Here is a 22,982-nt window from a genome sequence, read left to right on the forward strand (position 1 = left end):
AGAGGGGACCGGCGTGAAGGTCGAGAACGAGGCTATCCTGAGGTGTCCGAACTGCCGGGTGGAGGGGCGGCACGGGCTCCTGTACCTGTCGAACCGCCTGCGCGCCAGCCGCTGCGACAACTGCGGCTACACGCAGATGTTCTCCGGCCACATCTACGCCGAGTACGCCAGGGACGTGACGGACCGGGCCACCTCCCTCCCGCGGAGGCTGGCCGGGCAGGCGATCCGCCACCCGCTCGACGTCTTCGGGTGGCCCGCGAAGGCCCTCCTCAAACCCCTCGGGCTCCTGAGCGAGGTGGGCAAGGTGACGGACTTCGAGCGCCGGAGCCACCGGCGCCCGGCCACGCGCGGCTGAAGACGCCGGAGAGCCGATAACCCGAACCAGATCTACGACCACGCGGGAGGCCCGCGTGATAGGAGGAGCAGCGGTATGGTCGAGAAAGAAGCGGTCGTAGGCCCCGAAGCCGGCCTCCACGCCCGCCCCGCCGCCAACTTCGTCAAAAAGGCCAAGCAGTTCGACTCGGAGATCAAGGTGGTCAAGGGCGGGCGCGAGGCGAACGCGAAGAGCACCCTCAAGATCATGACCCTGGGCGCGAAGAAGGACGACAGGATCCTCATCCGGGCCGAGGGGGAGGACGCGGAGGCGGCGGTGGACGCCCTCGTGGAGCTTATCTCGGCGGAGGAGTAGGCGCGTGGGAGCCCCACTGAAGCTCACCGGCGTGGCGGCCTCCGAGGGGGTCGCCGTCGGCCCGGCCTTCGTGCACGCCCCCAGAGAGCTCCGCCCCGAGCGCGAGAGCATCCCCAAAGGGACCGTGGAGGAGGAGATCGGCCGTTTCCGGGGGGCGGTCGAGGCCGTGGTCCGGACGCTCACGCAGACGGCCGAGGAGATGCGCGCCTCGGGGAGCGGGTCCGAGGCCGAGATCTTCGAGGCCCACGCGGAGATGGCCGAGGACCCGGAGCTCCACTCCGAGGTCGAGGAGCGCGTGGGAGACCTGACGAGCCCGGAGGCCGCCGTGCTCGCCGTCGGCGAGGAGTTCGCCGCCCTCTTCGCCGAGGCCGACGACGAGTACCTCGCCGCCCGCGCCGACGACGTCCGCGACGTCTCCTCCCAGATCGCCGCCGAGCTTATGGGCGGCAGGGCCGCCGGCCTCGCGGCGCTGGAGGAGCCCTGCGTCGTCCTGGCCCGCAACCTCGCCCCCTCGGACACTGCCCGCATCCCCAGGGGCGTGGCGCTCGGCTTCGTCGTCGCCGAAGGCTCCCGGACCTCGCACGTCTCGATCATGGCCCGCTCGATGGGCATCCCGGCGGTCGTGGGCGTCGGGACGGCGCTCGAAGGGGCGTTCGGGGCAAACGTCGTCGCCGTGGACGGGACGGAGGGCTACGCGGTCGCCGACCCGGACGAGGCGACGGTCACCGCCTTCGAGGAGAGACGAAAGGGCGCCGCCGCGGAGGCGACCGCGCTGGAGGAGTACAAGGGGATCGAGGCTCGGACGGGCGACGGGCGGCGCATCGAGGTCTCGGCGAACATAGGCTCCGCCGGGGAGGCCGACGGCGCGATCTCCTGGGGCGCCGAAGGGGTGGGGCTCTTCCGCACGGAGTTCCTTTTTATGGAGCGGCCCGAGCTGCCGACGGAGGAGGAGCAGTACGCGGCCTACCGCGGGGTCGCCGAGGCGTTCGGGAACCGGCCCGTCATCGTGCGCACGCTCGACGTCGGCGGCGACAAGGACCTGCCCGGCGTCAGCCAACCCGAGGAGGAGAACCCGTTTCTCGGGTGGCGCGGCATCCGCATGTGCCTGGACGTGCCGGAGCTCTTCAAGCCCCAGCTGCGCGCCATCCTGCGCGCCGCGCGCCACGGCAACCTCAAGGTAATGTTCCCGATGGTCGTGGAGGTCGGGGAGGTGAGGGCGGCGAAGGCGCTCCTCGACGAGTGCCGCGGGGAGCTGGAGGGCGAGGGGACGCCCTTCGGCGAGGTCGAGGTCGGGGTGATGGTCGAGACGCCCGCGGCGGCGATCTGCGCCGCGTCCCTGGCCCCGGAGGTCTCGTTCTTCTCCGTCGGGACGAACGACCTGGTCCAGTACACGCTCGCGGCGGACAGGGGCAACGAGCGCCTGACCCGCCTGCAGAGCGCGGACCACCCGGCCGTCCTCGCCCTCATCGAACGAACCTGCGAGGCGGCGCGGGCGGCGGGCATCTGGGTCGGGGTCTGCGGCGAGGCCGCCGGGGAGCCCGCGATGATACCGAAGCTCATAGCGATGGGCGTCACCGAGCTCAGCATGAGCGCCCCCTCGATCCCCCGGGCGAAAAAGATCATCTCCGAGACGTAGAAACCCCCGAAACGCGCCCCGCGCGCGTCTCGGAGCGGCCGCGCGGCTAGCGGCGCGCGGCCTCGCGGCGCGGCTGCGACTCGGCCGCCACGAGGACGGGCCTGCCGGCCCCACGCGTGACGCGCTCGGCGACGCCCGCCCCCGAGAACATCCGCTCGTACCACGGGCGTCGCTTGCCGCCGACGACGATAAGACCGGCCTCGATCTCCTCGCCGAGGACGACGGTCTCCTTCTCCGGCTTGCCCTCCTTGTAGTAGGAAGCGGCCACGGTCCCGCCCAGCTCGGATTCTATGCGCCTCACCCGGGCATCCAGCACGGCGAGCCCCCTCAGCCTCCTCCGCTCCAGCATAGCCTCGCTCCGCTCCTTCGCCGTCGTGTGCGGGTAGGGCAGCTCCGGCGCCGTGGAGACCACGTGCACGACGCACAGCTCTGAACCGGTGCCGTTCGCCAGCTCCGCCGCCGCATCCTCGGCCACGGCGGCCTCCGCAGAGCCGTCCGTCGCTAGCAAAATCTTCGTCGGAAACAAACCTTCTCCTACAAGAGTCGAACGATAAGTGCTAAATACACATAGAGGCTACCCCGCAGGAGCCATCTTGCAAACGCGATATGTGAAGGGGGCCACCCCTGACCCGGGCATCGTTCCGCGGGCGGGCTTGTTCCGTGGCGGCGGGTGCGCGATCCGCTAGACTCCCGCTTTGCGGGGTCGGGGGGCGTGTCGGGCGGCGAGGCCGGGGAGGTGGGGCGGATGATCAGCGGGAGGACGGGGGTGCTGGCCCTGATCGGGCAACCCGTCGGGCACAGCTTGAGCCCCCGGATGCACAACGCGTCCTTCGCCGCCGAGGGGTTGGATTTCGTCTACGTGTGCCTGGACGTGGACCCCGCCGACCTGCCCGCCGCGGTGAGGGGTGCTGCCGCCCTCGGGCTCCGCGGCTTCAACGTGACCATGCCCCACAAGCGGGCGATGGTCTCCCTAGTCGACGAGCTGGATGAGGGGGCCCGGGTCTCCGGGGCGGTCAACACCGTAGTGATCGAGGGCTCCACGCTCCGCGGCTACAACACCGACGGCGGCGGGATGGTCGAGGCTTGCAGGGAGGCCGGGATCGGGCTCTCCGGCCGCCGCGTCTTGCTCCTCGGTGCCGGGGGGGCCGCGGCCTCTGTCGCCGTCGCCCTCGGCGGCGAGGGGATCGGGGAGCTGCGCCTCTACAACCGCAACGTCGAGAACGCCGAAGCCCTCGCGCAGAAGCTCAGCGCCGCGGGCCTGGAGACGGTCGGGGTCTACGGGGCCGGCGCGCTCGACGAGGCCGCCGGGGACGCGGACGTCATCGTGAACGCCACGCCCCTCGGCATGAAGGACGGCGACGCCCTGCCGGTCCCCGAGGAGCTTCTCGAAGCGGGCAAGGCGGTCTGCGACGCCGTTTATCGTCCCGGCGGAGAGACCCTGCTCGTCCGGCGCGCCCGCGAGCGCGGCGCGCGCGTCGTCGCCGGCGAACGGATGCTGCTCTACCAGGGCGTGCTCGCGCAGAGGCTCTGGACCGGCCGGGAGCCGAACGTCGAGGCGATGAGCGAGGCGCTCTCCTAGCGGTTCGCGGAGGCGCACCGGGTCCTCCGGCCCGTCGGAGACGGCTCCCTCTTGCCGCACGAAATGCTCTGCTCGCGCCCCGTCCGGGGTTTGCGCTGGGGACGGGGGGCGAGCAGAATGGCGGGCCAGGGAGACGAGGAGGTCAGGAATGGGTAGCCCGGGAACGAGGACCGGAGCGGGCCGCGCAGGAGGGAGACGCACGGTGGGACGCGGTCCCGGGCTACCCCCGGAGCGTGACGGGGAAGCGGGAGTAGGGAGGAGACGGATGCAGCGCACACGAGGGGGCGGCGTTGGCTGAGATAACGGGGTTACGAGAGGCGGTAGCCGGGCTCGTCGGCGACGGGGACACCGTCGCGCTGGAGGGTTTCACGCACCTCATCCCGTTCGCCGCCGCCCACGAGATCGTCCGCCAGGGGAAGAGGGACCTGACCCTCGTGCGGATGACCCCCGACCTCGTCTACGACCAGATGATAGGGATGGGCGCGGCGAAGAAGCTCGTCTTCTCCTGGGGCGGCAACCCCGGCGTCGGCTCCCTGCACCGCTTCCGCGACGCCGTCGAGCGGGGCTGGCCCCTCCCCTTGGAGATCGAGGAGCACTCGCACGCCGGGATGGCCAACCGCTACGTCGCGGGCGCCTCGAACCTCCCCTTCGCGGTCCTGCGCGGCTACGTAGGCACCGACCTGCCGAAGGTGACCCCTACGATCGAGCCGATCGCGTGCCCGTTCACCGGGGAGGAGCTGACGGCGGTGCCGGCGCTGAACCCGGACGTGGCCGTGATCCACGCCCAGCAGGCGGACCGCAAGGGCAACGTGTTGCTGTGGGGGATCACGGGCATCCAGAAGGAGGCCGCGCTCTCGGCGAAGCGCGTGATCGTCACGGTCGAGGAGGTCGTCGACGCGTTCGAGGAGCACACCTTCGGGATCGTGCTGCCCTCGGTAGCGGTGGACGCGGTGTGCGCGGTGCCCCAGGGCGCGTACCCGTCCTACGCCCACGGCTACTACGCCCGGAGCAACGCCTTCTACGAGGCCTGGGACCCCATCGGGCGGGACCGCGAGAAGTTCCGGGGATGGATGGAGAGGCACGTGCTCGGGGTGGAGGACTTCTCCGAGCACCTACGGAGCATCCGGCAAGAGGGGGCGATGGGATGACGGAGGGGGAGGGGCGGGGCTACACCGCCGACGAGATGATGACGGTGGCGGCCTCGAGGAGGCTCGGGGACGGGACGGTCTGCTTCGTTGGGATCGGCATCCCGAGCCAGGCGGCGAACCTCGCCCGCCTCACCCACGCCCCCGGGTGCGTCCTGATCTACGAGTCCGGCACCATCGGGGCGAAGCCCGAGGTCTTGCCCCTCTCGATCGGCGACGGCGAGCTCGCCGAGCACGCCGACTCCGTGGTTTCGGTCCCCGAGATCTTCAACTACTGGTTGCAGGCGGGCCGGGTGGACGTCGGGTTCCTGGGGGCGGCCCAGATCGACCGCTTCGGGAACCTGAACACGACGGTCGTGGGCTCCTACGAGGAGCCGAAGGTCCGCCTGCCCGGCGCGGGCGGGGCGCCGGAGATCGCGGCCTCGGCGAAGGAGGTGTTCGTCGTCCTCCGCCAGTCCAGGCGGGCCTTCGTGGAGAAGTTGGCGTTCGTGACGTCCGTGGGGCACGCCGAGGGCGGGGACTCGCGCGAGGGGCTCGGGTACACGGGAGGGGGGCCTTCGGTGGTGATCACCGACCTCGGCATCCTGGAGCCCGACCCCGAGACGAGGGAGCTGACGCTCGTCGCGCTCCACCCGGGCTCTACCGTGGAGGAGGCGAGGGAGGCGACGGGCTGGGACCTCAAGGTCGCCGAGAACCTCGGGACGACCGAGCCACCGGGGGAGGGGGAGCTGCGGGTCTTGCGCGACCTCAAGGAGAGGACCGCCGCGGCGAGGAAGGAGAAGGTAGGATGAGGGCGATCGTCCGGGGCGTGGGGCCCCTGGCCGGAAGGAGCGTGTAGGCATGGCTTACGGAGGAGCGATACGCGAGGCCTGGATCGTCGGCGCGGTGAGGACCCCGATCGGGCGCCACGGCGGCGCCCTGAGCTCGGTCAGGCCCGACGACCTCGGGGCGGTCGCCCTGGGCGGCCTCATGGAGCGCGCCGGCGTCCCCGCCGAAGAGGTCGAGGACGTCTACTTCGGCTGCGCCAACCAGGCCGGCGAGGACAACCGCGACGTCGCCAGGATGAGCCTGCTCCTCGCCGGCTTCCCCGAGACGGTTGGCGGCGCCACGGTGAACCGCCTGTGCGGCTCGGGGCTCGAGGCCGTGGCGGGGGTGGCGCGCGCCGTGATGCTCGGCGAGGCCGACGCCTACGTGGGCGGCGGGGTGGAGTCCATGAGCCGCGCCCCGTGGGTGACGCCCAAGCCCGAGCGCGCCTTCCCGACCGGCAACGCCACGGCGTTCGACACCACCTTGGGCTGGCGCATGGTGAACCCGAGGATGGAGGAGATGGGCCACACCGACTCCCTCGGGACCACCGCCGAGAACCTGGCCCAGGAGCGGTTCCTCGTCACCCCGGACGAGGACGACCCGGAGGGGCTCGCCGACGACTACGACGTCTCGCGCGAGGCGCAGGACCGCTTCGCGCTCCACAGCCACGAGAAGGCCGTCGCCGCCCAGGACGGCAAGAGGTTCCGCGACGAGATCGTGCCCGTCACCGTGAAGGGCCGCAAGGGCGCCGAGACGGTCGTCGAGGCCGACGAGGGCCCGAGGCGCGACACGACGATGGAGAAGCTGGCGAAGCTGAGGCCCGCCTTCTCGGGCGAAGGATCCGTCACCGCCGGCAACTCCAGCTCCCTCAACGACGGGGCGGCGGCCGTCCTCGTGGTCTCCAAAGAGTACGCCGAGGCCCACGGCCTTACGCCCCTGGCGAAGGTCAGGAGCGTCGCGGTGGCGGGGGTGCCGCCGCGGGTCATGGGCATAGGGCCGGTGCCGGCCACCAGGAAGGCGCTCTCGCGCGCCGGCATCTCCATGGACGACGTCGGGCTGATCGAGCTCAACGAGGCGTTCGCGGCGCAGAGCCTCGCCGTCGTACACGAGTGGGGGATGGACCAAAGCGACGGGCGGCTGAACCCGAACGGCGGCGCGATCGCCCTCGGGCACCCCCTCGGGGCTTCCGGCGCCCGCATCCTGACGACCCTCGTGCACGAGATGAAGCGGCGACCCGACGTGCGCTACGGCCTCGCCACCATGTGCATCGGCGTCGGGCAGGGGATCGCCATGGTCGTCGAGAACGCGGCCTAGGGGGAGGAGAACCTTGGCGCAAGAATCACGCACAAGGATACCCGGCTACCGCCGCGACGACGACGGCTCCACCCTCCGCTACCCCGACTACGGCTCCACGCGCCTGCGCGTGCCCGAGAAGCCCCTGACCATCCTCCCGCACACCCTCACGGAGGTCACGGGCCCGGCCTACGGCCACGGGAAGGTCCGGCCCCTGGATAACGACCTCACTCGCCAGCACGAGGGCGAGCCTCTGGGAGAGCGCATCGTCGTCACGGGGCGCGTCCTCGACGGCGACGCACGGCCGGTGAGGAACACCCTCGTCGAGGTCTGGCAGGCCAACGCCGCCGGCCGCTACGTCCACGCCGGCGACCGCCACCCCGCCCCGCTGGACCCCAACTTCACGGGCGCCGGGCGGTGCCTCACCGACGAGGAGGGCCGCTACCGCTTCGTCACGATAAAGCCCGGGGCGTACCCGTGGAGAAACCACGAGAACGCGTGGCGCCCGGCCCACGTCCACTTCTCGCTCTTCGGGCCGGCGTTCGCCACCAGGCTCATCACGCAGATGTACTTCCCGGGCGACCCGCTCTTCTCGCAGGACCCGATCTTCCAGTCCGTCCGGGACCCCGAGGATCGGCAGCGCCTCGTCGCGAGGTTCGACCTCTCCCTGACCGAGCCGGAGTGGGCCCTCGGCTACAACTTCGACATCGTCCTGCGCGGGCGCGAGGCGACCCCGATGGAGGACCACCGGTGAGCCTACGGCGCCCGACGCCGTCCCAGACCGTCGGCCCCTTCTTCGCCCCCTCCCTCCTCGGCGAGGACCGCTCCGAGCTCGTCGCGCCGGACCGCCCGGGGGCCGTCCGCGTCGCGGGCACCGTGTACGACGGGGCGGGAGAGGCCGTGCCGGACGCGATGATCGAGGTGTGGCAGGCCAACGCCCACGGCCGCTACAGGCACCCCGAGGACGACCGGGAGGAGCTTCCGCTCGAGGAGGGCTTCGAGGGCTTCGGGCGCTTCGGCTCCGACCCGGACGGCACGTTCTCCTTCGTCACGGTGAAGCCCGGGCCCGTCCCTGGACCGGACGGCACGTCCATGCAGGCGCCTCACGTCGCCGTCTCGGTCTTCGCCCGCGGCCTCCTCAAGCGCCTCGCGACGCGCATCTACTTCCCCGACGAGGGGGAGGCGAACGCCGCCGACCCCGTCCTGCTCTCCGTCGAGGACCCTGGGCTCCGCGAGACGCTCGTGGCGAGGGACGAGGGGGCGCCGCCCTGCGCTTCGACATTCATCTACAGGGCGAGCGGCAGACCGCGTTCTTCGATGTCTGAGGAACTGTTCCGGCCCATCTTCGTCCCGGACGCGTTCCGGGAGGCGGTCGGGGGGCGTGCGTGGCTCGCGGCCATGCTCGAGGCCGAGGCGGCCCTCGCGGTCGCGGGGCCCGCGCCGGCGTGATCCCGCCCGAAGCCGCCGGGACGATCGCCTCGTGTTGCGACGCGGAGCGGTTCGATCCCGAGGAGATCGGGCGGGCCGGACGCGCCGCCGGCAACCCCGTCCCCGCGCTCGTGAAGGCCCTTACCGCCGCCGTTCGCGAGGTCTCCGAGGAGGCGGCCCGCCACGTCCACAGGGGCGCCACGTCCCAGGACGTAACCGACACCGCCGCGATGCTCGTCTGCGGGAGGGCCCTGGACCTCATTCTCGCCGAGGTGGACGGCATCGCCGCCGCCTGCGCCGCGCTCGCGGATGGGCACCGGGGCACCGTCATGCCGGGCAGGACGCTCCTGCAGCAGGCGCTCCCGGTGACGTTCGGGCTGAAGGCCGCGGGCTGGCTCGTCTCGGCGCTCGAGGCGAGGAGGCGGCTGCTCGACGTGCGTTCGAACGGGCTCGCCGCGCAGCTCGGGGGGGCGGCGGGGACGCTGGCGTCCCTGGGCGACTCCGGCCCCGCCGTCCTCGAGGAGTTCGCCCTGGAGCTCGGGCTGCCGGAGCCCATCGTGCCGTGGCACACGGACCGGACGAGGGTACACGGGATCGCGGACGCGCTCTCCCTCCTCGCGGGCGTCCTCGAGAAGGTCTCCGAGGACGTCGTCCTCATGGCCCAGACGGAGGTGGGGGAGGTCGCCGAGCCCGCGGGCGAGGGACGCGGCGGCTCCTCGACCCTGCCCCACAAGCGGAACCCGATCCTCTCCGTCACCGCCGCCGCCTCCTCGCGTCGCGCACGGGACCTCGCGCGGACCCTTCAAGGTTCGATGGTCGGGGAGCACGAGAGGGCGGCGGGCGCCTGGCACGCCGAGTGGGAGGCCCTCTCCGACGCGCTCGCCCTCGCCGGCGGGGCCGCGAGCGCGGTCCGCGAGGTCACGGAGGGCCTGGAGGTGCGCCCCGAGCGGATGCGGGAGAACCTCGACATTACGCACGGCCTTCTCCTTGCCGAGAACGTGACGACCGTCGCGGCGAGGGAGCTCGGCAGGCTCGAGGCCCACGAGCTCGTAAAGGCGGCCTCGCACCGGACGTTCGAGAACGGAAGCTCCCTGCGGGAGGAGATCCTGGCCGAGCCCGCCCTGAGCGACGTCCTCTCGCCCGAGGAGCTCGACGCCGCCCTCGACCCCCAGAGCTACCTCGGGTCGGCGGAGGCGTTCGTAGAGCGGGCCCTGGACTTCTACCGCAAGGAGGTCGGTACATGACGGCAGAGACCGTCGAGTTGAATCACGTGATCGAGGGCCCCGAGGACGCGCCCGTCCTCGTGTTGGCGAACTCCCTTGGCACCACCCTCGATATGTGGGACCCCCAGGTCCCCGCGCTCCGCGAGCGCTTCCGCCTCGTGCGCTACGACCACCGCGGCCAGGGCGCCTCGCCCGTCCCCCCCGGCCCCTACGGGATGGACGACCTCGGGCGCGACGTGCTCGCGCTGATGGACCGCCTCGGCGTCGAGCGCTTCTCCTTCGCGGGCCTCTCCATCGGCGGGATGGTCGGCATGTGGCTCGGGAGCGCGGCGCCCGAGCGCGTCGAGCGCCTCGTCCTCCTGTGCACCGCCGCCCGCTTCGACCCGCCCGACGCCTGGGAGGCGCGCGCTAAGGCCGTCCGGGCGGGGGGCGTCGACGCGGTCTCCGACGCGGTGCTGGAGCGCTGGTTCACGCCGGCCCTCCGTGAGGAGCGGCCCGACGTCTTGGGGTGGGCGGGGCGGATGCTCCGAAACTCGCCCCCCGAGGGCTACGCGGCGTGCTGCGAGGCGATAAGGGACGCCGACCTCGGGCCCGGGCTCGGCGACATCGCGGCCCCGACGCTCGTGGTCGCCGGCACCGACGACCCCGCCGCCCCCGTCGAGGAGGCCGAGACCATCCGGGACGGCATCCCCGGCGCCCGCCTCGCCGTGATCGAGCGGGCCGCCCACATCGCCAACGTCGAGAGGCCGGAGGAGGTCACGGCCGGGATCCTGGACCACCTGGAGCCTGTGGTGAAGGGCGGGCAGCGTTGAGCGACGGGACCGACGCCGCGCGCCGGGAGGAGGGGATGCGGGTCCGGCGGGAGGTCTTGGGCGACGCCCACGTGGACCGGGCGGTCGCGCGCACCACGCCGTTCACCGAAGGCTTCCAGGACTTCATCACGCGGTACGCGTGGGGCGAGATCTGGACGCGCCCCGGCCTCGACCGCCGCACGCGAAGCTGCGTCACCATGACCGCGATGGTGGCCCTGGGCAAGATGGAGGAGCTGGAGATGCACGTCCGCGCGGCCCTGCGCAACGGCCTCACCGAGGACGAGATAGGAGAAGTATTGCTACAGTGCGCGGTGTACTGCGGCGTGCCGGCCGCCAACGCCGCCTTCGCCGTGGCACAGCGCGTCCTCGCCGAGGAGAAGGACGAGAACGGGGAAACGTAGGGGAAAGGACCTTCTTATGAAGACGTTGCGTGGAGCAGGGGTAAGCAAGGCCGGAGCGGGCCGGTGAGCACCTTCGTGCTGGTGCACGGGGCCTGGCACGGGGCCTGGTGCTGGGAGAAGGTCACGCCCCTCCTCGAAGACGCCGGCCACGAGGTAGTGGTCCCGGACCTTCCCGGGCACGGCGAGGACGCGACGTCCGTCTCGGAGCTCTCCATGCAGGACTACGCGGACCGCGTCGTCCGCGTCCTCGACGAGCAGCCCGAGCCGGTGGTGCTCGTCGGGCACAGCATGGGCGGTCTCGTCATCAGCCTGGCCGCGGAGGCGAGGCCGGATCGGGTAAAGAAGCTCGTCTACCTGACCGGGTTTCTGCTGGAGGACGGCAAGACGCTCCTCTCCGTCGCCGAGAACGACGGGGAGGCCATCGTCCTCCCGAACCTCGTGCCGAACGAGGACGGGAGCGCGTTCACCGTCAACAACATCAAGGAAGTCTTCTACGGCGACTGCTCCCACGACGACGTGGCGAGGGCGCAGACCCGCCTCGTCCCGGAGCCCGCGTTCGCCTTCGGGACGCCGGTAGCGGTTACTGAGGGGAACTTCGGGCGCGTGCCGCGCGCGTACGTAGAGTGCGTCGGGGATCGGGCGATAGGCATCTCGGCCCAGAGGGGGATGCGCGAGAAGCTGCCGTGTGAGACCGTGGTCTCGATGGGGACCTCGCACTCGCCCTTCTTCTCCGCGCCGGAGGAGCTGGCCGGGCACCTCGTCGCGCTGGCGTAGGGCCGTAACGGGCCGCGGCCCGGAAAGGAGAGCCGGATGGGCCAGACCGTGGACCCGAAGAGCGCGGAGTATCCGGTAGATCCGGACTTCGACCCGCTCTCGCCGGGCTACCTCGCGGACCCCTACCCTTACTACGCGCGCTTTCGCAGGGAGGCCCCGATCTTCTACGCCCCGAAGATCGACTTCTGGGTCGTAAGCCGCTACGAGGACATAGCGAGGATCGTCAAGGACCCCCGGACCTTCTCGAACACGAGGGTTCAGGAGCCCATACATCCCTTGAGCGACGAGGCCCTCGCCGCGCTCAAGGGGGGCGTGCGCGTCACCCCGACGACCTCGACCGCCGACCCGCCGCTGCACAAGCGGACGCGCAAGCACGCCGCGAGGGCGTTCTCGGCCAAGCGCGTCGCCGGCCTCGAAGGGCGCATCCGGCAGATAACGGACGGCCTGATCGACGACATGATGCCCGAGGGCCGCGCGGACATGGTGCGCCGCTTCGCCTTCCCCCTGCCCGCGTCGGTGGTGTTCAGCTTGATCGGCTACCCCGAGAAGGACACCGAGCTCCTCAAGAGCTGGTGCTACGACCGGCTCAAGGTCTCCTTCGGCCGGCCGGACCCGGAGGAAGGGTTGCCGACGGTCGAGAAGATGAGCGCCCTCTTCGGCTACATCGAGAAGTTCGTCCACGGGCGGGCCGAGGACCTCCGGGACGATTACACCAGCGACCTCTTGCGCATCAGGGCCGAGGACGAGGAGAACCTCAGCTTGCAGGAGGTCGTCAGCATCGACTACAGCCTCTCCTTCGCCGGCCACGAGACGACGACGAGCCTGCTCTCCAACGGCCTCCGACGTCTGCTCGAAAGTCCTGGTCTTTGGGACGAGCTCAGGGAGGACCCGTCCCTGATCGAGAACGCCGTCGAGGAGATGCTCCGCCACGACACCTCCGTCATCGCGTGGCGCCGCCACGCGACGAGGCCCGTGGAGATCGCAGGGGTCGAGGTGCCCGAGGGGGCGCGCATCATGCTCCTCCTCGCCTCCGCCAACCACGACGAGGCCGTCTTCGACGACCCGGAGGTGTTCGACATCCGCCGCCCGAACGCGAAGGGGCACATAGCGTTCAGCCACGGCATCCACTTCTGCCTCGGGGCGCCGCTCGCCCGGCTGGAGGCGAAGATCGCCTTCGAGCACCTGACGAGGAGGCTCCCGGACCTCAGGCTCTCGCCGCCCGGACAGAACTTCGAGTTCAACGCGAACGCCCAGTTCCGCGGCCCGCAGGAGCTGTGGGCGGAGTGGGCGCCGACGGGGACCTAGGGATGCCGACGGTCCGGGAGGCGACGTACGATCTGCTCCGCTCGTACGGGGTCCGGACGTTCTTCGGCAACCCGGGCTCGAACGAGCTCCCGTTCCTCGACGGCTTCCCGGAGGACTTCCGCTACGTGCTCGGGCTGCACGAGGGGGCGGCCGTCGCGATGGCGGACGGGTACGCCCAGGCCTCGGGCGAGACGGTGCTCGTCAACCTGCACTCCGCGGCAGGCCTCGGGAACGCGATGGGCAGCCTCGTCAACGCGAAGACCTCCCGCACCCCGCTCGTCGTCACCGCCGGGCAGCAGGCCCGGGAGATGGTCCCGGTCGAGGCGCTGCTCGCCAACGTCGGCGCGACGCGCCTGCCGGAGCCCCTGGTCAAGTGGAGCAACGAGCCCTTGCGCCCCGAGGACGTACCCGCCGCCATCGCGCGCGCCTGTCACCTCGCCGCCCTGCCCCCGCGCGGGCCGGTCTTCGTCTCCCTCCCGCTCGACGACTGGTCCGCCGAGGCCGACGGGGAGAAGCTCCGCCTGCTCGAGGACCGCAGCGTGACGGGGAGGGCGGCGCCGGAGCCGTCCGTGACGCGCGCCCTCGCCGAGCGGCTCGACCGGGCGCGGAGCCCCGTCTTCGTCGTGGGGCCGGACGTGGACGAGGAGGGCGCATTCGAGGACGCAGTGAAGCTCGCGGAGCGGCGGCGGATGCCGGTCTGGGTCTCGCCCTCCACCTCCCGGTGCCCCTTCCCGACGGACCACGCGTGCTTCCGGGGCGTGCTGCCCACGGGGATAAAGGCCCTCTCCGGGACCCTCTCCGGGCACGACCTGATCCTGGTCGCCGGAGCCCCCGTCTTCCGCTACCACCAGTACCAGCCGGGCCCGTTCTTGCCGCCGGGCGCCTCCCTCGTCGCGATCACGAACGACCCCGACGAGGCCGCCCGTGCGCCGATGGGCGACGCCATCGTCGCCGACGTCGCCCTCGCGCTGCGCGCCCTCGTGGAGGCCGTCTCGCCCTCGACCGGGCCGGCCCCCGAGCCCCGGCAGCGCCCCGCCCCGGCCCCCATCACCTCGCCCCTGAGCGCCGAGGCCGTCTACGACGCCCTGGACGGCGTGCTCCCGCCGGACGCGGTGCTCGTGAACGAGTCGACGTCGGACAAGGCGGTGTTCTGGGAGCGGGTGACGATGTCGCGGCGGGGGAGCTACTACTTCGCGGCGGCCGGGGGCCTTGGGTTCGGGCTCGCGGCGGCGGTCGGGATAGGGCTGGCGCGGCCACAGCGTCCGGTCGTCGCCGTGATCGGGGACGGGTCCGCGCAGTACTCCATCCCCGCGCTGTGGAGCGCGGTCCGCTACGGCATTCCGGTGACGTTCCTGATCATGAGCAACGGCAGCTACGACGTCCTTGAGGACTTCGGCAGGCTGCTCGGGGTGACGGGCGTCCCCGGGATCGAGCTGCCCGGCCTCGACCACGTCGCGCTCGCCCGGGGCTACGGCATGGAAGGGCGACGGGTCGAGAGCCGCGAAGAGCTCGTCGAGGCGCTGAAAGAGGCGCTCGCCTCCGACGCGCCCCGGCTCGTCGAGGTGCCCGTCAGGCGGCGCGGGGAGGTGCGGGCTTGAGCGTACGGACGGTCGGCTTGAGAAGGGGGGAAGCGTGTCTGCCGGTACCGAATCGGTGAACGGGGGAGGCTCCAACGTCTACAGGTGGGTCGCGGCGCTGTGCTGGATCGCCGTGGCGGTCGAGGGGTTCGACGTAGTGGTGCTCGGGGCCGTCCTCCCGTCGCTCCTGCGCTACGAGCCCTGGGGCCTGACGGCGGCGGCCGCGGGTCTCATCACCTCCCTCACGCTCCTCGGGATGATGGTCGGGTCGCTGACCATCGGGACCGTCACGGACGTGATCGGCCGCCGCAAGACGATCCTGATCTGCGTCACGGCCTTCTCGCTCTTCACGGCCCTGTGCGCCGTCGCCCCGTCGCCGGAGGTCTTCGGGGCCCTGCGCTTCCTCGCCGGGCTCGGGCTCGGCGGGGTGCTGCCGACCGCGATCGCGCTCGTCGCGGAGTACGCGCGCAGGGACCGGGGCAGCGCCTCCGTGACGAACCTGATGACGGGCTACCACGTCGGGGCGGTCCTCACGGCGCTGCTCGCCATCCCGATCATCCCGGCCTTCGGCTGGCGGGCGATGTTCGTCGCCGGAGCCCTGCCCGCCCTCGTCATCATTCCGCTGATGCTCAGGAAGCTCCCGGAGTCCCTGAGCTTCCTGCTCGCGAAGGGCCGCACGGCGGAGGCCGAGGAGCTCGCCGGGCGCCTCGGCGTCAGGCTGGAGCCCGAGGCCGCCCGAGAGGTCGAGAGGGAGGAGAGGCGGGAGGATGCGGGGCCGCTGCGCACGATCTTCTCCGGGGGCTACCTCCCCGGCACCCTCGCCATGTTCGTCGCCTCGTTCATGGGCCTCCTGCTCGTCTACGGGCTCAACTCCTGGCTGCCGGAGATCATGCGCGGGGCCGGCTACCCCCTCGGGGCCGCGTTGACGTTCCTGTTGATCCTGAACGTCGGGGCCATCGCGGGGTTGATCGTCGCGGGGCCGGTCGCCGACAGGGTGGGGTCCAGGGTCTCGTGCGTCGCCTGGTTCGCCCTGGCGACGGTCTTCCTGTTCCTCCTCAGCGTCAGGCTGCCGCTGCCCGTGACCTACCTCATAGTCGCCGTGACGGGCTTCTGGGTCTTCAGCTCCCAGGTCCTCGTCTACGCCCTCGTGGGCAAGTACTACCCGACCACCGGCCGGGCCACCGCGATGGGCTGGGTCGCCGGGATAGGCAGGGTCGGCTCGATCTGCGGCCCGCTCATGGGCGGCTTCCTCGTCGGGGCCGGGCTCGCCCTGCCGTGGGGCTTCTACGCCTTCGCGCTCGCCGGCTTGATCGGGGCGATAGCCATCGCCGTGGTCCCCGCCTCCCCCGTCTACGAGACGAACCGTGCCCCCCTGCGCTCCGGGGCCACGGGGGGCTGAGTGCCGGCCCTCGGAGATAAGCAAACCGGCGCGCAACGCCGCGAGCCGGCTCGGGAGAGGCTTGCGGCGACGGACCGAAGGCGGAGTTAGCCCTACGACTACGGCGATCCAGCGGGCGGTTGGGCAAAGAAGCGCGACGTAGAGGGCCGAACGGAGGGCACCGAGAGCGAGCGGGGACGACACCCGTTCAAGGAGGCAACGAATGAGGACTCAGGTAGGCATCTTGGGCGGCGGGCCGGCGGGGCTGTTGCTCTCGCACCTTCTGCACCTGCGGGGATCGAGTCGGTCGTGATCGAGCTCAGGGGACGCGAGGAGATAGAGACGACGGTCCGCGCCGGCGTTCTCGAGCACGGCACGGCGGAGCTTCTGCGGGAGACGGGAGTAGGGGAGAGGATGGACCGGATCGGGGCGGTCCACCACGGCGTCGAGCTGCGCTTCGGCGGCCGGGGGCACCGCATCGACCTGACGGGGCTGACGGGACGGAGCATCGTGGTGTACGGCCAGCAGGAGGTCGTCAAGGACCTGAACGCCGCGCGTCTGGACGCCGGGGGGCAGATCCTCTTCGAGACCGCCGCCACCGGCCTGCGGGACCTCGAAACCGACGAGCCCAAGGTCCGCTTCCGCGGGGGCGCGAAGCTCGACCCCGAGGCCGGGGAGATCCGCTTCCGCGACGACGCGGAGGAAGAGGAGCTCGTCTGCGACTACGTCGTGGGGGCCGACGGCTTCTTCGGGCCGTCCCGATCCTTCGTCCCCGAGGGGGTACGCAAGGAGCACGTGCGAGCCTACCCGTTCGGCTGGTTCGGCATCCTTGTGAAGGGGCCGCCCGCAACGGAGGAGTTGATCTACTGCCTCCACGAGCGCGGCTTCGCCCTCGTGAGCACCCGCTCCCCGACGATACAGCGCCTCTACTTCCAGTGCGATCCGAACGACTCCGTCGAGAACTGGCCGGACGAGAAGATCTGGGAGGAGATGCACGCCCGCCTCGACACCGACGAGTGGACGCTCACCGAAGGCGAGATCTTCCAGAAGAGCATCGTCCAGATGCGCTCCTTTGTCTGCGAGCCGATGCGCCACGGCAGGCTCTTCCTCGCCGGCGACGCCGCGCACATCGTGCCGCCGACCGGCGCCAAGGGCATGAACCTCGCCGTCGCCGACGTCCGCGTCCTCGCCAGGGCGCTCGCCGAGGCCTACGCCTCCGGCGCGACGGATGCGCTGGACTCGTACTCCGAGACGTGCCTGAGGCGGGTGTGGAAGGCGAGCCGCTTCTCGTGGTGGATGACGTCGATGCTGCACCGCTTCCACGACGAGGACGACTTCCGCTACCGCATGCAGCTCGCCGAGCTCGACTACGTCAGCTCCTCGCGGGCCGCGGCGACGTCCCTCGCCGAGAACTACGTCGGCCTGCCGATGGAGTCCGCGGCGAGCGCGGACGAGCCCGCGCCGCAGGACGCGCTCCGTTAGGGGAGGCGGCTAGAGACCCTGCGGGCTACGCGCCCTCTCTCCCGTCGTCCGCCGGGAGCGTCGCGCCCCTCCCGAGCGCGGAGAGGGGGGCGCGGAGGGCGACGCGGGTTCCCCTCCCCGGGGCGGACTCGACCTCGAGCTCGCCGCCGAGCTCGCGCGCCCGCTGGCGCATCGAGTCGGTACCGAGGCCGCCCGAGGCCGAGCCGCCGGGGTCGAACCCGCGGCCGTCGTCGGAGACGGAGAGGACCAGCTCTTCGCCGATCAGGTCCAGCTCGACCCGGGCGTGGCGCGCCCCCGAGTGGCGGCGGACGTTGTTCAGGGCCTCCTGGGCTACGCGGACGATCTGCCTTGCGGCCTCCTCCGGGATCCAGCCCGGCGGGTCGTGGCCCACGCGGAGCTCGACCTCGTACTCCTTGCGGGACATGCGGCGGTTGAGCTGCACGAGGGAGCCGAGCGATTGGGCGAGCGAGCTGTCCAGCTCCTCCCCGAGGCGGAGCTCGAAGAGGGCGACCCTGAGGCCCTCGACGGAGCGCCGGATCGCCTCGGCGGTCTCTTCGAGGCCGTCGCCCCCTCCGTCCCCGGAGAGCGCCTGCTTTATCTGGATCCCCTGCAGGGCGTAGACGAGGTCGGAGAGCACGCCGTCGTGGAGGTCGCGGGCGATCCTGCGCCGCTCGGCCTCCCTGGTCTCGGTGAGCTTTTCCTCGGCCCGCCTCCTCGAGACCGCCGCGGCGAGCACGTTCGCGACGGAGCGGAGGAAGTTGAGGTCGTCCTCGGTGAAGGCGCGGCGCTCCCTGGTGTGCACCCCGAGCACCCCGAAGGGGTCCTCGCCGTGGATGACCACCGTCGCCCCGCCGACGATGCCGTACCCCTCGACCGCCGGCGAGCCGGCAGTACCCGCCTCCTCCCGCAGGTCCTCGACCACGACGGTGCGGCCGGAGGCGAGCGCCTCGTACGCCCGCTCCAGCAGGCCCGGGTCGGGGAGGTCCGGGCCGTCTTCGTCCCACCCGACGCGCGCGCCGAGCACGAGCTCGCCGTCCTCGGGCAGGAGCTCGAGCACCTCGCAGTACTCCGCGTCGAGTGCCTCCGCGACCAGCCTCACCGCGTCGTCCATCAGGGCGCGGGGGTCGGGCTCGGCGAGGGCGCGGCGGCCAAGCTCGGCGACGAGCGCCTGCTGGCGGGCCCTGGTCTTCGCCTCCTCCTCCGCCCGCAAGCGCTCCGTCACGTCGTGGGCGACGACGCAGAGGGCCTCGCCGTCCCCGTAGGGGATGACGCTCGCGCTCACCTCGGCGTCGACCACGGAGCCGTCCTTGCGCAGGTAGCGCCTCTCGCCGACGAAGCGGCGTCCCTCGCGGACGGTCCAGGTGACGTTGCGGTCTATGCTCTCGCGGTCGTGGCCGATAAGGTCGTAGAGCGTCATGCCCCGCATCTCCTCGGCCGTGTAGCCCAGAGACGCGTGCAGGGCGGCGTTCGATTCCAGGATGCGCTTCGTCTCGACGTCCACGAGGAAGATGTTCTCCGCCGCCTGCTCGACCACCGAGCGGTAGAGCTCCTCGCTCTGCGCCAGGGCCTCCTCCGTCCTCTTGCGGTCGGTGATCTCGTAGCGGATCGCGACGTACTGGTGGGGCTTGCCCCCCTCGTCGAGGAGCGGCACGATCGTCGTGTCGACCCAGTAGATCGAGCCGTCCTTCGCCCTGTTCTTGAGCTCCCCGCGCCACACCCCGCCGTTCGCGATCGTGCGCCAAAGGCCCCGGATGAACTCCTCGGGGTGGTGGCCGGAGTTGATGATCCGGTGGTCCTGCCCGAGAAGCTCCTCCCTGGAATACCCGGAGATCTCGCAGAACTTGTCGTTGACGTAGGTGATCCTGCCTCGCTGGTCGGTGAACGCGACGATCGCCGACTCATCCAGCGCGAACTTGAGGTCGGAGAGCTCCTTGAGGGAGCGCCGGAGGTCCTCCTCGGCCTTTCTGGTCCCGGTGACGTCTCGCTGCGTGCCCCACACCCGCGTCACGCGGCCGTCCTCGACGATGCCGGTGAGGTTGTTGAGGAAGTACTTGACGTTCCCCTCGCGGTCGGTCTCCACCGAGGGCGCGTCGGAGAGCGCGTACCCCGAGCGCACGCAGGCCCTCAGGAACTCGAGGTTCGACGGCTCGGAGCGGGGCAGCAGGTCGCCGGGGCGCGCCCCGATCAGGTCCTCCGCCCTCTCGTAGCCGTACATCCGCGCGGCGGCGTCGTTGCACTCGGCGAGGTAGCCGTGGCGGTAGAAGAGCTCGATCTGCTCGTCCTCGTGCAGGTCCACGGGGACGGGTGTCCCGACCTCCATCCGCCAGATCCCCTCGGTGCTCTGGGCGACAAAGGTCCGGTAGCGCTCCTCGCTCGCCTTGAGGGCCGCCTCGGCGTACGCGCGCTCCCTCCTTACCGTCGCCTCCCGGAGCTCCCGGGCCACGACGGGCGCCAGCCGCGCCAGGTTGCTCTTGGAGACGTAGTCGCGGGCCCCCTCGCGCATCGCCTCGACGGCGAGCTCCTCGCCCACGTTGCCCGAGACGACGACGAACGGCGTCTCGGGGCTCACCCGGCGCAGAAACTCGAGCGCCTTGGGCGCCCGCAGGCGCGGCAGGTAGTAGTCGGCGAGCACGACGTCCCAGGGCTCGCCCCGCTCCAGCGCCTGCCGCCACGCCTCCTCGACCCCCTCCAGGTCCTCCACCCGCTCGAAGACCACCCCGTAGCCGGCGCGGCGCAGCTCCATGACCACGAGCAGGGCGTCGTCGGGCGAGTCCTCCACGATGAGCACCCTGAGCGGCGTCTCGCCCGCGACCCCCCGCCGCCGCGCGTTCACAATACTTCCTCCGTGACGCCGCTGCCGACCCTCCCGCACCGAACGGACGCGAAGGCGAGCAGGTCGACGGGGAGAGCGCCGCGGCTCGCGAACGCGGGCGTCCCCGCCCTCCGGGGACGCCCCCTGGCCCCGAGCGGGCCGAGCCGGTCGGTCTCCCGCGCGCGCCGTGCGGGGGGTACACGGGGAGAACCTGTGTCCGGCCGTGCCGTTCTGCTCAAACCGTACCTCTTCTTCGGCCCCCGTCCGGCGGGCCCCTCCCGGACGGCGTCCGGGTCCCGGTGGTCCTCTGCGGTCCCACCTGAGGGGCGGGGGGAACGGTGCCCCCTCGTCGTTTCTATTATGGGGCAGGATAAGGGCCGTGACCACGTCTTCTGCGCGCCCGCGAGGGGGACGGCGCGCCCGGCCCGTTACCCGATCGCGACGCGTGATGCGTCGCCGCGGAGCCCCCGGACGGTACCTTGTAGGGTCGGGCCGGGGATGCTCGTTGCGGGTGGGGCTACTCCTCGTCCTCGAGCCGCCGGACGAGCTCCTGGGCCAGCTTGGCCATCAGCTCGAGGTCGCGCTCGGCGAGCCAGGGGTCGGACGAGTGGCTCAGGCAGCAGAGCGTGCCGTAGGGGCGACCGTCGGAGAGCACGAGCGGGAAGCCCGCGTAGGCGCCGATGGCGGCCTCCCGCGTCATCTCGAGGTCGCGCACGATCTCCTGGTTGGCGGCGTCGGCGATAACGCCCGGCAGGCTGCCCTCCATCACGCGCTTGCAGTAGGAGTGCTCCAGGGGGATGCTCTCTCCCTCCTCGAAGCCGAACGAGGAGGCGTCCCCGCTCACCGCCCGGAAGACCAGCCGCCCGTCGACGAACTCCGTGACTATGGCGATGTCCATGTCGAGAGCTTCCTTCGCCGACGCGAGCACGCTCTCCACGACCTCCTGCGGCGGAACCCTCGTTTCTCGACTCGACAAATCCACCTCCAAAGGGATACGAGCAGACGCCCGCGAGCCTACAAACGACCTGTTTCTTTGCGAGACCCGGATATTTTAGCTCGTTCGGCATCTTAGTTGCCAACGAAACGGATACCGCCACGTCAATTAACGACGGGCGGGCGACGCTTGCCGTGTCCTGTGACACTTTCGAAGGCGTGGGCCAGCCTCAGGACGCCCAGGTCGTCGCGGGGGCGGCCCACGATCTGCAGGCCCACGGGCAGCCCCTCGGGGGTGAAGCCGCAGGGGACGGAGATCGCCGGTAGGCCCATGACGGTGACGAGGTAGCAGGACTTCATCCAGTCGATGTAGGTCTCCATCTCCACCCCGTCTATCTCCGTGGGGTAGCGGAGCCCGACGTCGAAAGGAAGCACCTGGGCGACGGGCAGGACCAGAAACTCGTAGGCGTCCATAAACTCGCGCGCCGCGTGGTAGAGCTCAACGCGCCGTCGCTCTGCCCACCCGACGCTCGGGCCGCTCAGGCGCGCCCCCTCCTCTATGTTCCATGCCACCGTGTCCTTCATCTGCCCGCGATGCTTCTTCAAAAGCTCCCCGTAGGCCAGCTCGAAGCGCCAGGCGCGCAGGATCTTGAAGACCTCGTCCGCGCCCGCGAGGTCGGGCTCGGCCTCGTCCACCGCGCAGCCCAGGGCCTCGAGGACGCGGCGCCCGCCCTCGACCACCCCCGTCACCCGGACGTCCACCGGCAGCCCGCCGAGGTCCCTGCTCCACGCCACGCGCACCCCGCGGAAGTCGCGGTCGAGGGGCCGGGCGAAGGTGCCGCCGGGTTCGGAGATCGAGAGGGGAGAGCGCGGGTCCGGGCCGGCGATGGCGCTCAGCACGAGGGCCACGTCCTCGACGGTGCGGGCCATCGGGCCCTCGACCGAGAGGGGGTGCGGCGCGACGTCGGGCCAGGTCGGGACCCTGCCGGGGGAGGGCCGCAGGCCCACGACGTTGCAGAACGAGGCCGGGTTTCTCAGGGAGCCGCCCATGTCGCTACCGTCGGCGATGGGGAGCATCCCGCAGGCCAGGGCCGCCGCCGCGCCGCCGCTCGAGCCGCCGCTCGTCTTCGTCGCATCGTAGGGGTTGAGCGTCTCCCCGAAGACCTCGTTGAAGGTCTGGGAGCCCGCGCCGAACTCGGGGGTGTTGGTCTTACCGACCGTGACGGCGCCCGCCGCCCTCAGCCGCTCCACGATCAGGGCGTCCGTCTCCGGCACGAAGTCCGCGAAGATGGGGGAGCCGAAGGTAGTCCTGATGCCGCGCGTCAGCGCGAGGTCCTTGTGAGCCACCGGGAGCCCGTGCAGGGGCCCGACCGGCAGGCCCCTCGCGAGCACCTCGTCCGCGGCGCGGGCCCCCTCCATCGCCCGCTCCGGCAGGAGAGTGACGACGGCGTTGATCCGGGGGTTGACGGCCTCGATCCTCTCCAGGTGCGCCTCCATCACCTCGGTCGCCGACAGCTCGCCCCGCCGGATCCGCCCGGCAAGCTCCGTGGCCGTCATAGAACAGATTTCGTCCGCCAAGTACCCGTACCTCCCCGCGCGAGGCCCGCGATCACGCGACGCCCGCTCGTTCCCGGACCCGAGAAGAAGCCCCCCGGACGACCGCGCACCCCGCGGCACGGGCTCCCGCACCGTGGCGCCGCCGGTCGGAG

At 71.5% G+C, this 22,982-nt stretch carries 20 protein-coding genes and 1 pseudogene; 17 read left to right on the forward strand and 4 right to left on the reverse strand.

Going from position 1 to position 22,982, the window contains the following annotated elements:
• Positions 1 to 13 precede the first annotated feature (13 nt).
• The 3 genes from GBA65_RS08645 (at position 14) to ptsP (ending at position 2,324) form a co-directional block, all read left to right on the forward strand.
• Positions 14 to 355 (forward strand): hypothetical protein, encoded by a 342-nt coding sequence (locus GBA65_RS08645; RefSeq protein WP_166396230.1) that lies wholly within the window; start codon positions 14 to 16, stop codon positions 353 to 355.
• A 75-nt stretch (positions 356 to 430) separates the two neighbouring features.
• A complete protein-coding gene (locus GBA65_RS08650; RefSeq protein ID WP_166396231.1) occupies positions 431 to 688 on the forward strand; it encodes an HPr family phosphocarrier protein in 258 nt (85 codons plus the stop codon).
• 4 nt (positions 689 to 692) lie between these two features.
• Positions 693 to 2,324 carry a phosphoenolpyruvate--protein phosphotransferase gene (gene ptsP, locus GBA65_RS08655; protein ID WP_166396232.1) on the forward strand — a complete coding sequence of 544 codons (1,632 nt, stop codon included), beginning with the start codon at positions 693 to 695 and terminating at the stop codon, positions 2,322 to 2,324.
• 46 nt (positions 2,325 to 2,370) lie between these two features.
• Here ptsP and GBA65_RS08660 read toward each other — a convergent pair whose 3' ends face one another.
• Complete coding sequence (locus GBA65_RS08660; RefSeq protein ID WP_166396233.1) at positions 2,371 to 2,850, reverse strand: universal stress protein; 480 nt, start codon at positions 2,848 to 2,850, stop codon at positions 2,371 to 2,373.
• Positions 2,851 to 3,069: 219 nt separating this feature from the next.
• Between GBA65_RS08660 and GBA65_RS08665 the strand changes: the two genes are divergently transcribed.
• The 14 genes and pseudogenes from GBA65_RS08665 to GBA65_RS08730 all read left to right on the forward strand — a co-directional run bounded on the left by GBA65_RS08665 (position 3,070) and on the right by GBA65_RS08730 (position 17,528).
• Complete coding sequence (locus GBA65_RS08665; RefSeq protein ID WP_166396234.1) at positions 3,070 to 3,903, forward strand: shikimate dehydrogenase; 834 nt, start codon at positions 3,070 to 3,072, stop codon at positions 3,901 to 3,903.
• Between the two features lie 290 nt (positions 3,904 to 4,193).
• Positions 4,194 to 5,051, forward strand: coding sequence for a CoA transferase subunit A (locus GBA65_RS08670; protein ID WP_166396235.1), 858 nt, complete (start codon positions 4,194 to 4,196; stop codon positions 5,049 to 5,051).
• Complete coding sequence (locus GBA65_RS08675) at positions 5,048 to 5,839, forward strand: CoA-transferase subunit beta (RefSeq protein WP_166396236.1); 792 nt, start codon at positions 5,048 to 5,050, stop codon at positions 5,837 to 5,839. Before GBA65_RS08670 ends, GBA65_RS08675 begins: the two co-directional genes overlap by 4 nt.
• 67 nt (positions 5,840 to 5,906) lie before the next feature.
• On the forward strand, positions 5,907 to 7,169 hold the full coding sequence (locus GBA65_RS08680) for a thiolase family protein (protein WP_166398413.1): 1,263 nt from the start codon (positions 5,907 to 5,909) through the stop codon (positions 7,167 to 7,169).
• Between the two features lie 13 nt (positions 7,170 to 7,182).
• Positions 7,183 to 7,902: a protocatechuate 3,4-dioxygenase subunit beta gene (gene pcaH / locus GBA65_RS08685; protein WP_166396237.1), complete on the forward strand. Its 720-nt coding sequence runs from the start codon at positions 7,183 to 7,185 to the stop codon at positions 7,900 to 7,902.
• Positions 7,899 to 8,597, forward strand: a complete 699-nt coding sequence (pcaG, locus tag GBA65_RS08690; protein WP_207956259.1) for a protocatechuate 3,4-dioxygenase subunit alpha — start codon at positions 7,899 to 7,901, stop codon at positions 8,595 to 8,597. The genes pcaH and pcaG overlap by 4 nt, the downstream gene beginning before the upstream one ends.
• The gene (locus tag GBA65_RS08695; RefSeq protein WP_207956260.1) at positions 8,594 to 9,820 is read left to right on the forward strand and encodes a class-II fumarase/aspartase family protein; all 1,227 of its coding nucleotides are present in this window, start codon (positions 8,594 to 8,596) and stop codon (positions 9,818 to 9,820) included. Before pcaG ends, GBA65_RS08695 begins: the two co-directional genes overlap by 4 nt.
• Complete coding sequence (gene pcaD, locus GBA65_RS08700) at positions 9,817 to 10,611, forward strand: 3-oxoadipate enol-lactonase (RefSeq protein ID WP_166396238.1); 795 nt, start codon at positions 9,817 to 9,819, stop codon at positions 10,609 to 10,611. The genes GBA65_RS08695 and pcaD overlap by 4 nt, the downstream gene beginning before the upstream one ends.
• Entirely contained in the window at positions 10,608 to 11,012 is a 405-nt protein-coding gene (gene pcaC, locus GBA65_RS08705) for a 4-carboxymuconolactone decarboxylase (RefSeq protein WP_228281768.1), read from the forward strand. Before pcaD ends, pcaC begins: the two co-directional genes overlap by 4 nt.
• A gap of 63 nt (positions 11,013 to 11,075) precedes the next feature.
• Positions 11,076 to 11,786 carry an alpha/beta fold hydrolase gene (locus GBA65_RS08710; protein ID WP_166396239.1) on the forward strand — a complete coding sequence of 237 codons (711 nt, stop codon included), beginning with the start codon at positions 11,076 to 11,078 and terminating at the stop codon, positions 11,784 to 11,786.
• Positions 11,787 to 11,822: 36 nt separating this feature from the next.
• The gene (locus GBA65_RS08715; protein ID WP_166396240.1) at positions 11,823 to 13,091 is read left to right on the forward strand and encodes a cytochrome P450; all 1,269 of its coding nucleotides are present in this window, start codon (positions 11,823 to 11,825) and stop codon (positions 13,089 to 13,091) included.
• Between the two features lie 2 nt (positions 13,092 to 13,093).
• The gene (gene mdlC, locus GBA65_RS08720; RefSeq protein ID WP_166398415.1) at positions 13,094 to 14,689 is read left to right on the forward strand and encodes a benzoylformate decarboxylase; all 1,596 of its coding nucleotides are present in this window, start codon (positions 13,094 to 13,096) and stop codon (positions 14,687 to 14,689) included.
• A gap of 34 nt (positions 14,690 to 14,723) precedes the next feature.
• A complete protein-coding gene (locus GBA65_RS08725) occupies positions 14,724 to 16,067 on the forward strand; it encodes an MFS transporter (RefSeq protein WP_207956261.1) in 1,344 nt (447 codons plus the stop codon).
• A 202-nt stretch (positions 16,068 to 16,269) separates the two neighbouring features.
• Positions 16,270 to 17,528 (forward strand): annotated as a pseudogene (locus GBA65_RS08730) (4-hydroxybenzoate 3-monooxygenase).
• Between the two features lie 25 nt (positions 17,529 to 17,553).
• Here GBA65_RS08730 and GBA65_RS08735 read toward each other — a convergent pair.
• The 3 genes from GBA65_RS08735 to GBA65_RS08745 all read right to left on the reverse strand — a co-directional run bounded on the left by GBA65_RS08735 (position 17,554) and on the right by GBA65_RS08745 (position 22,830).
• Positions 17,554 to 20,361, reverse strand: coding sequence for a PAS domain S-box protein (locus tag GBA65_RS08735; protein WP_166396241.1), 2,808 nt, complete (start codon positions 20,359 to 20,361; stop codon positions 17,554 to 17,556).
• 496 nt (positions 20,362 to 20,857) lie between these two features.
• Positions 20,858 to 21,277, reverse strand: coding sequence for a GAF domain-containing protein (locus tag GBA65_RS08740; protein ID WP_207956263.1), 420 nt, complete (start codon positions 21,275 to 21,277; stop codon positions 20,858 to 20,860).
• 161 nt (positions 21,278 to 21,438) lie between these two features.
• Positions 21,439 to 22,830 (reverse strand): amidase, encoded by a 1,392-nt coding sequence (locus GBA65_RS08745; protein ID WP_407691080.1) that lies wholly within the window; start codon positions 22,828 to 22,830, stop codon positions 21,439 to 21,441.
• Between the last annotated feature and the right edge of the window lie 152 nt (positions 22,831 to 22,982).

The sequence above is a fragment of the Rubrobacter marinus genome (genome assembly GCF_011492965.1).
Classification (GTDB): domain Bacteria; phylum Actinomycetota; class Rubrobacteria; order Rubrobacterales; family Rubrobacteraceae; genus Rubrobacter_F; species Rubrobacter_F marinus.

Coding starts and splice junctions, on each gene's coding strand:
- GBA65_RS08665 (WP_166396234.1), top strand. CDS start 3,070: ATGATCAGCGGGAGGACGGGGGTGCTGGCCCTGATCGGGCAACCCGTC.
- GBA65_RS08675 (WP_166396236.1), top strand. CDS start 5,048: ATGACGGAGGGGGAGGGGCGGGGCTACACCGCCGACGAGATGATGACG.
- GBA65_RS08650 (WP_166396231.1), top strand. CDS start 431: ATGGTCGAGAAAGAAGCGGTCGTAGGCCCCGAAGCCGGCCTCCACGCC.
- pcaD (WP_166396238.1), top strand. CDS start 9,817: ATGACGGCAGAGACCGTCGAGTTGAATCACGTGATCGAGGGCCCCGAG.
- GBA65_RS08715 (WP_166396240.1), top strand. CDS start 11,823: ATGGGCCAGACCGTGGACCCGAAGAGCGCGGAGTATCCGGTAGATCCG.
- mdlC (WP_166398415.1), top strand. CDS start 13,094: ATGCCGACGGTCCGGGAGGCGACGTACGATCTGCTCCGCTCGTACGGG.
- GBA65_RS08745 (WP_407691080.1), bottom strand. CDS start 22,830: ATGACGGCCACGGAGCTTGCCGGGCGGATCCGGCGGGGCGAGCTGTCG.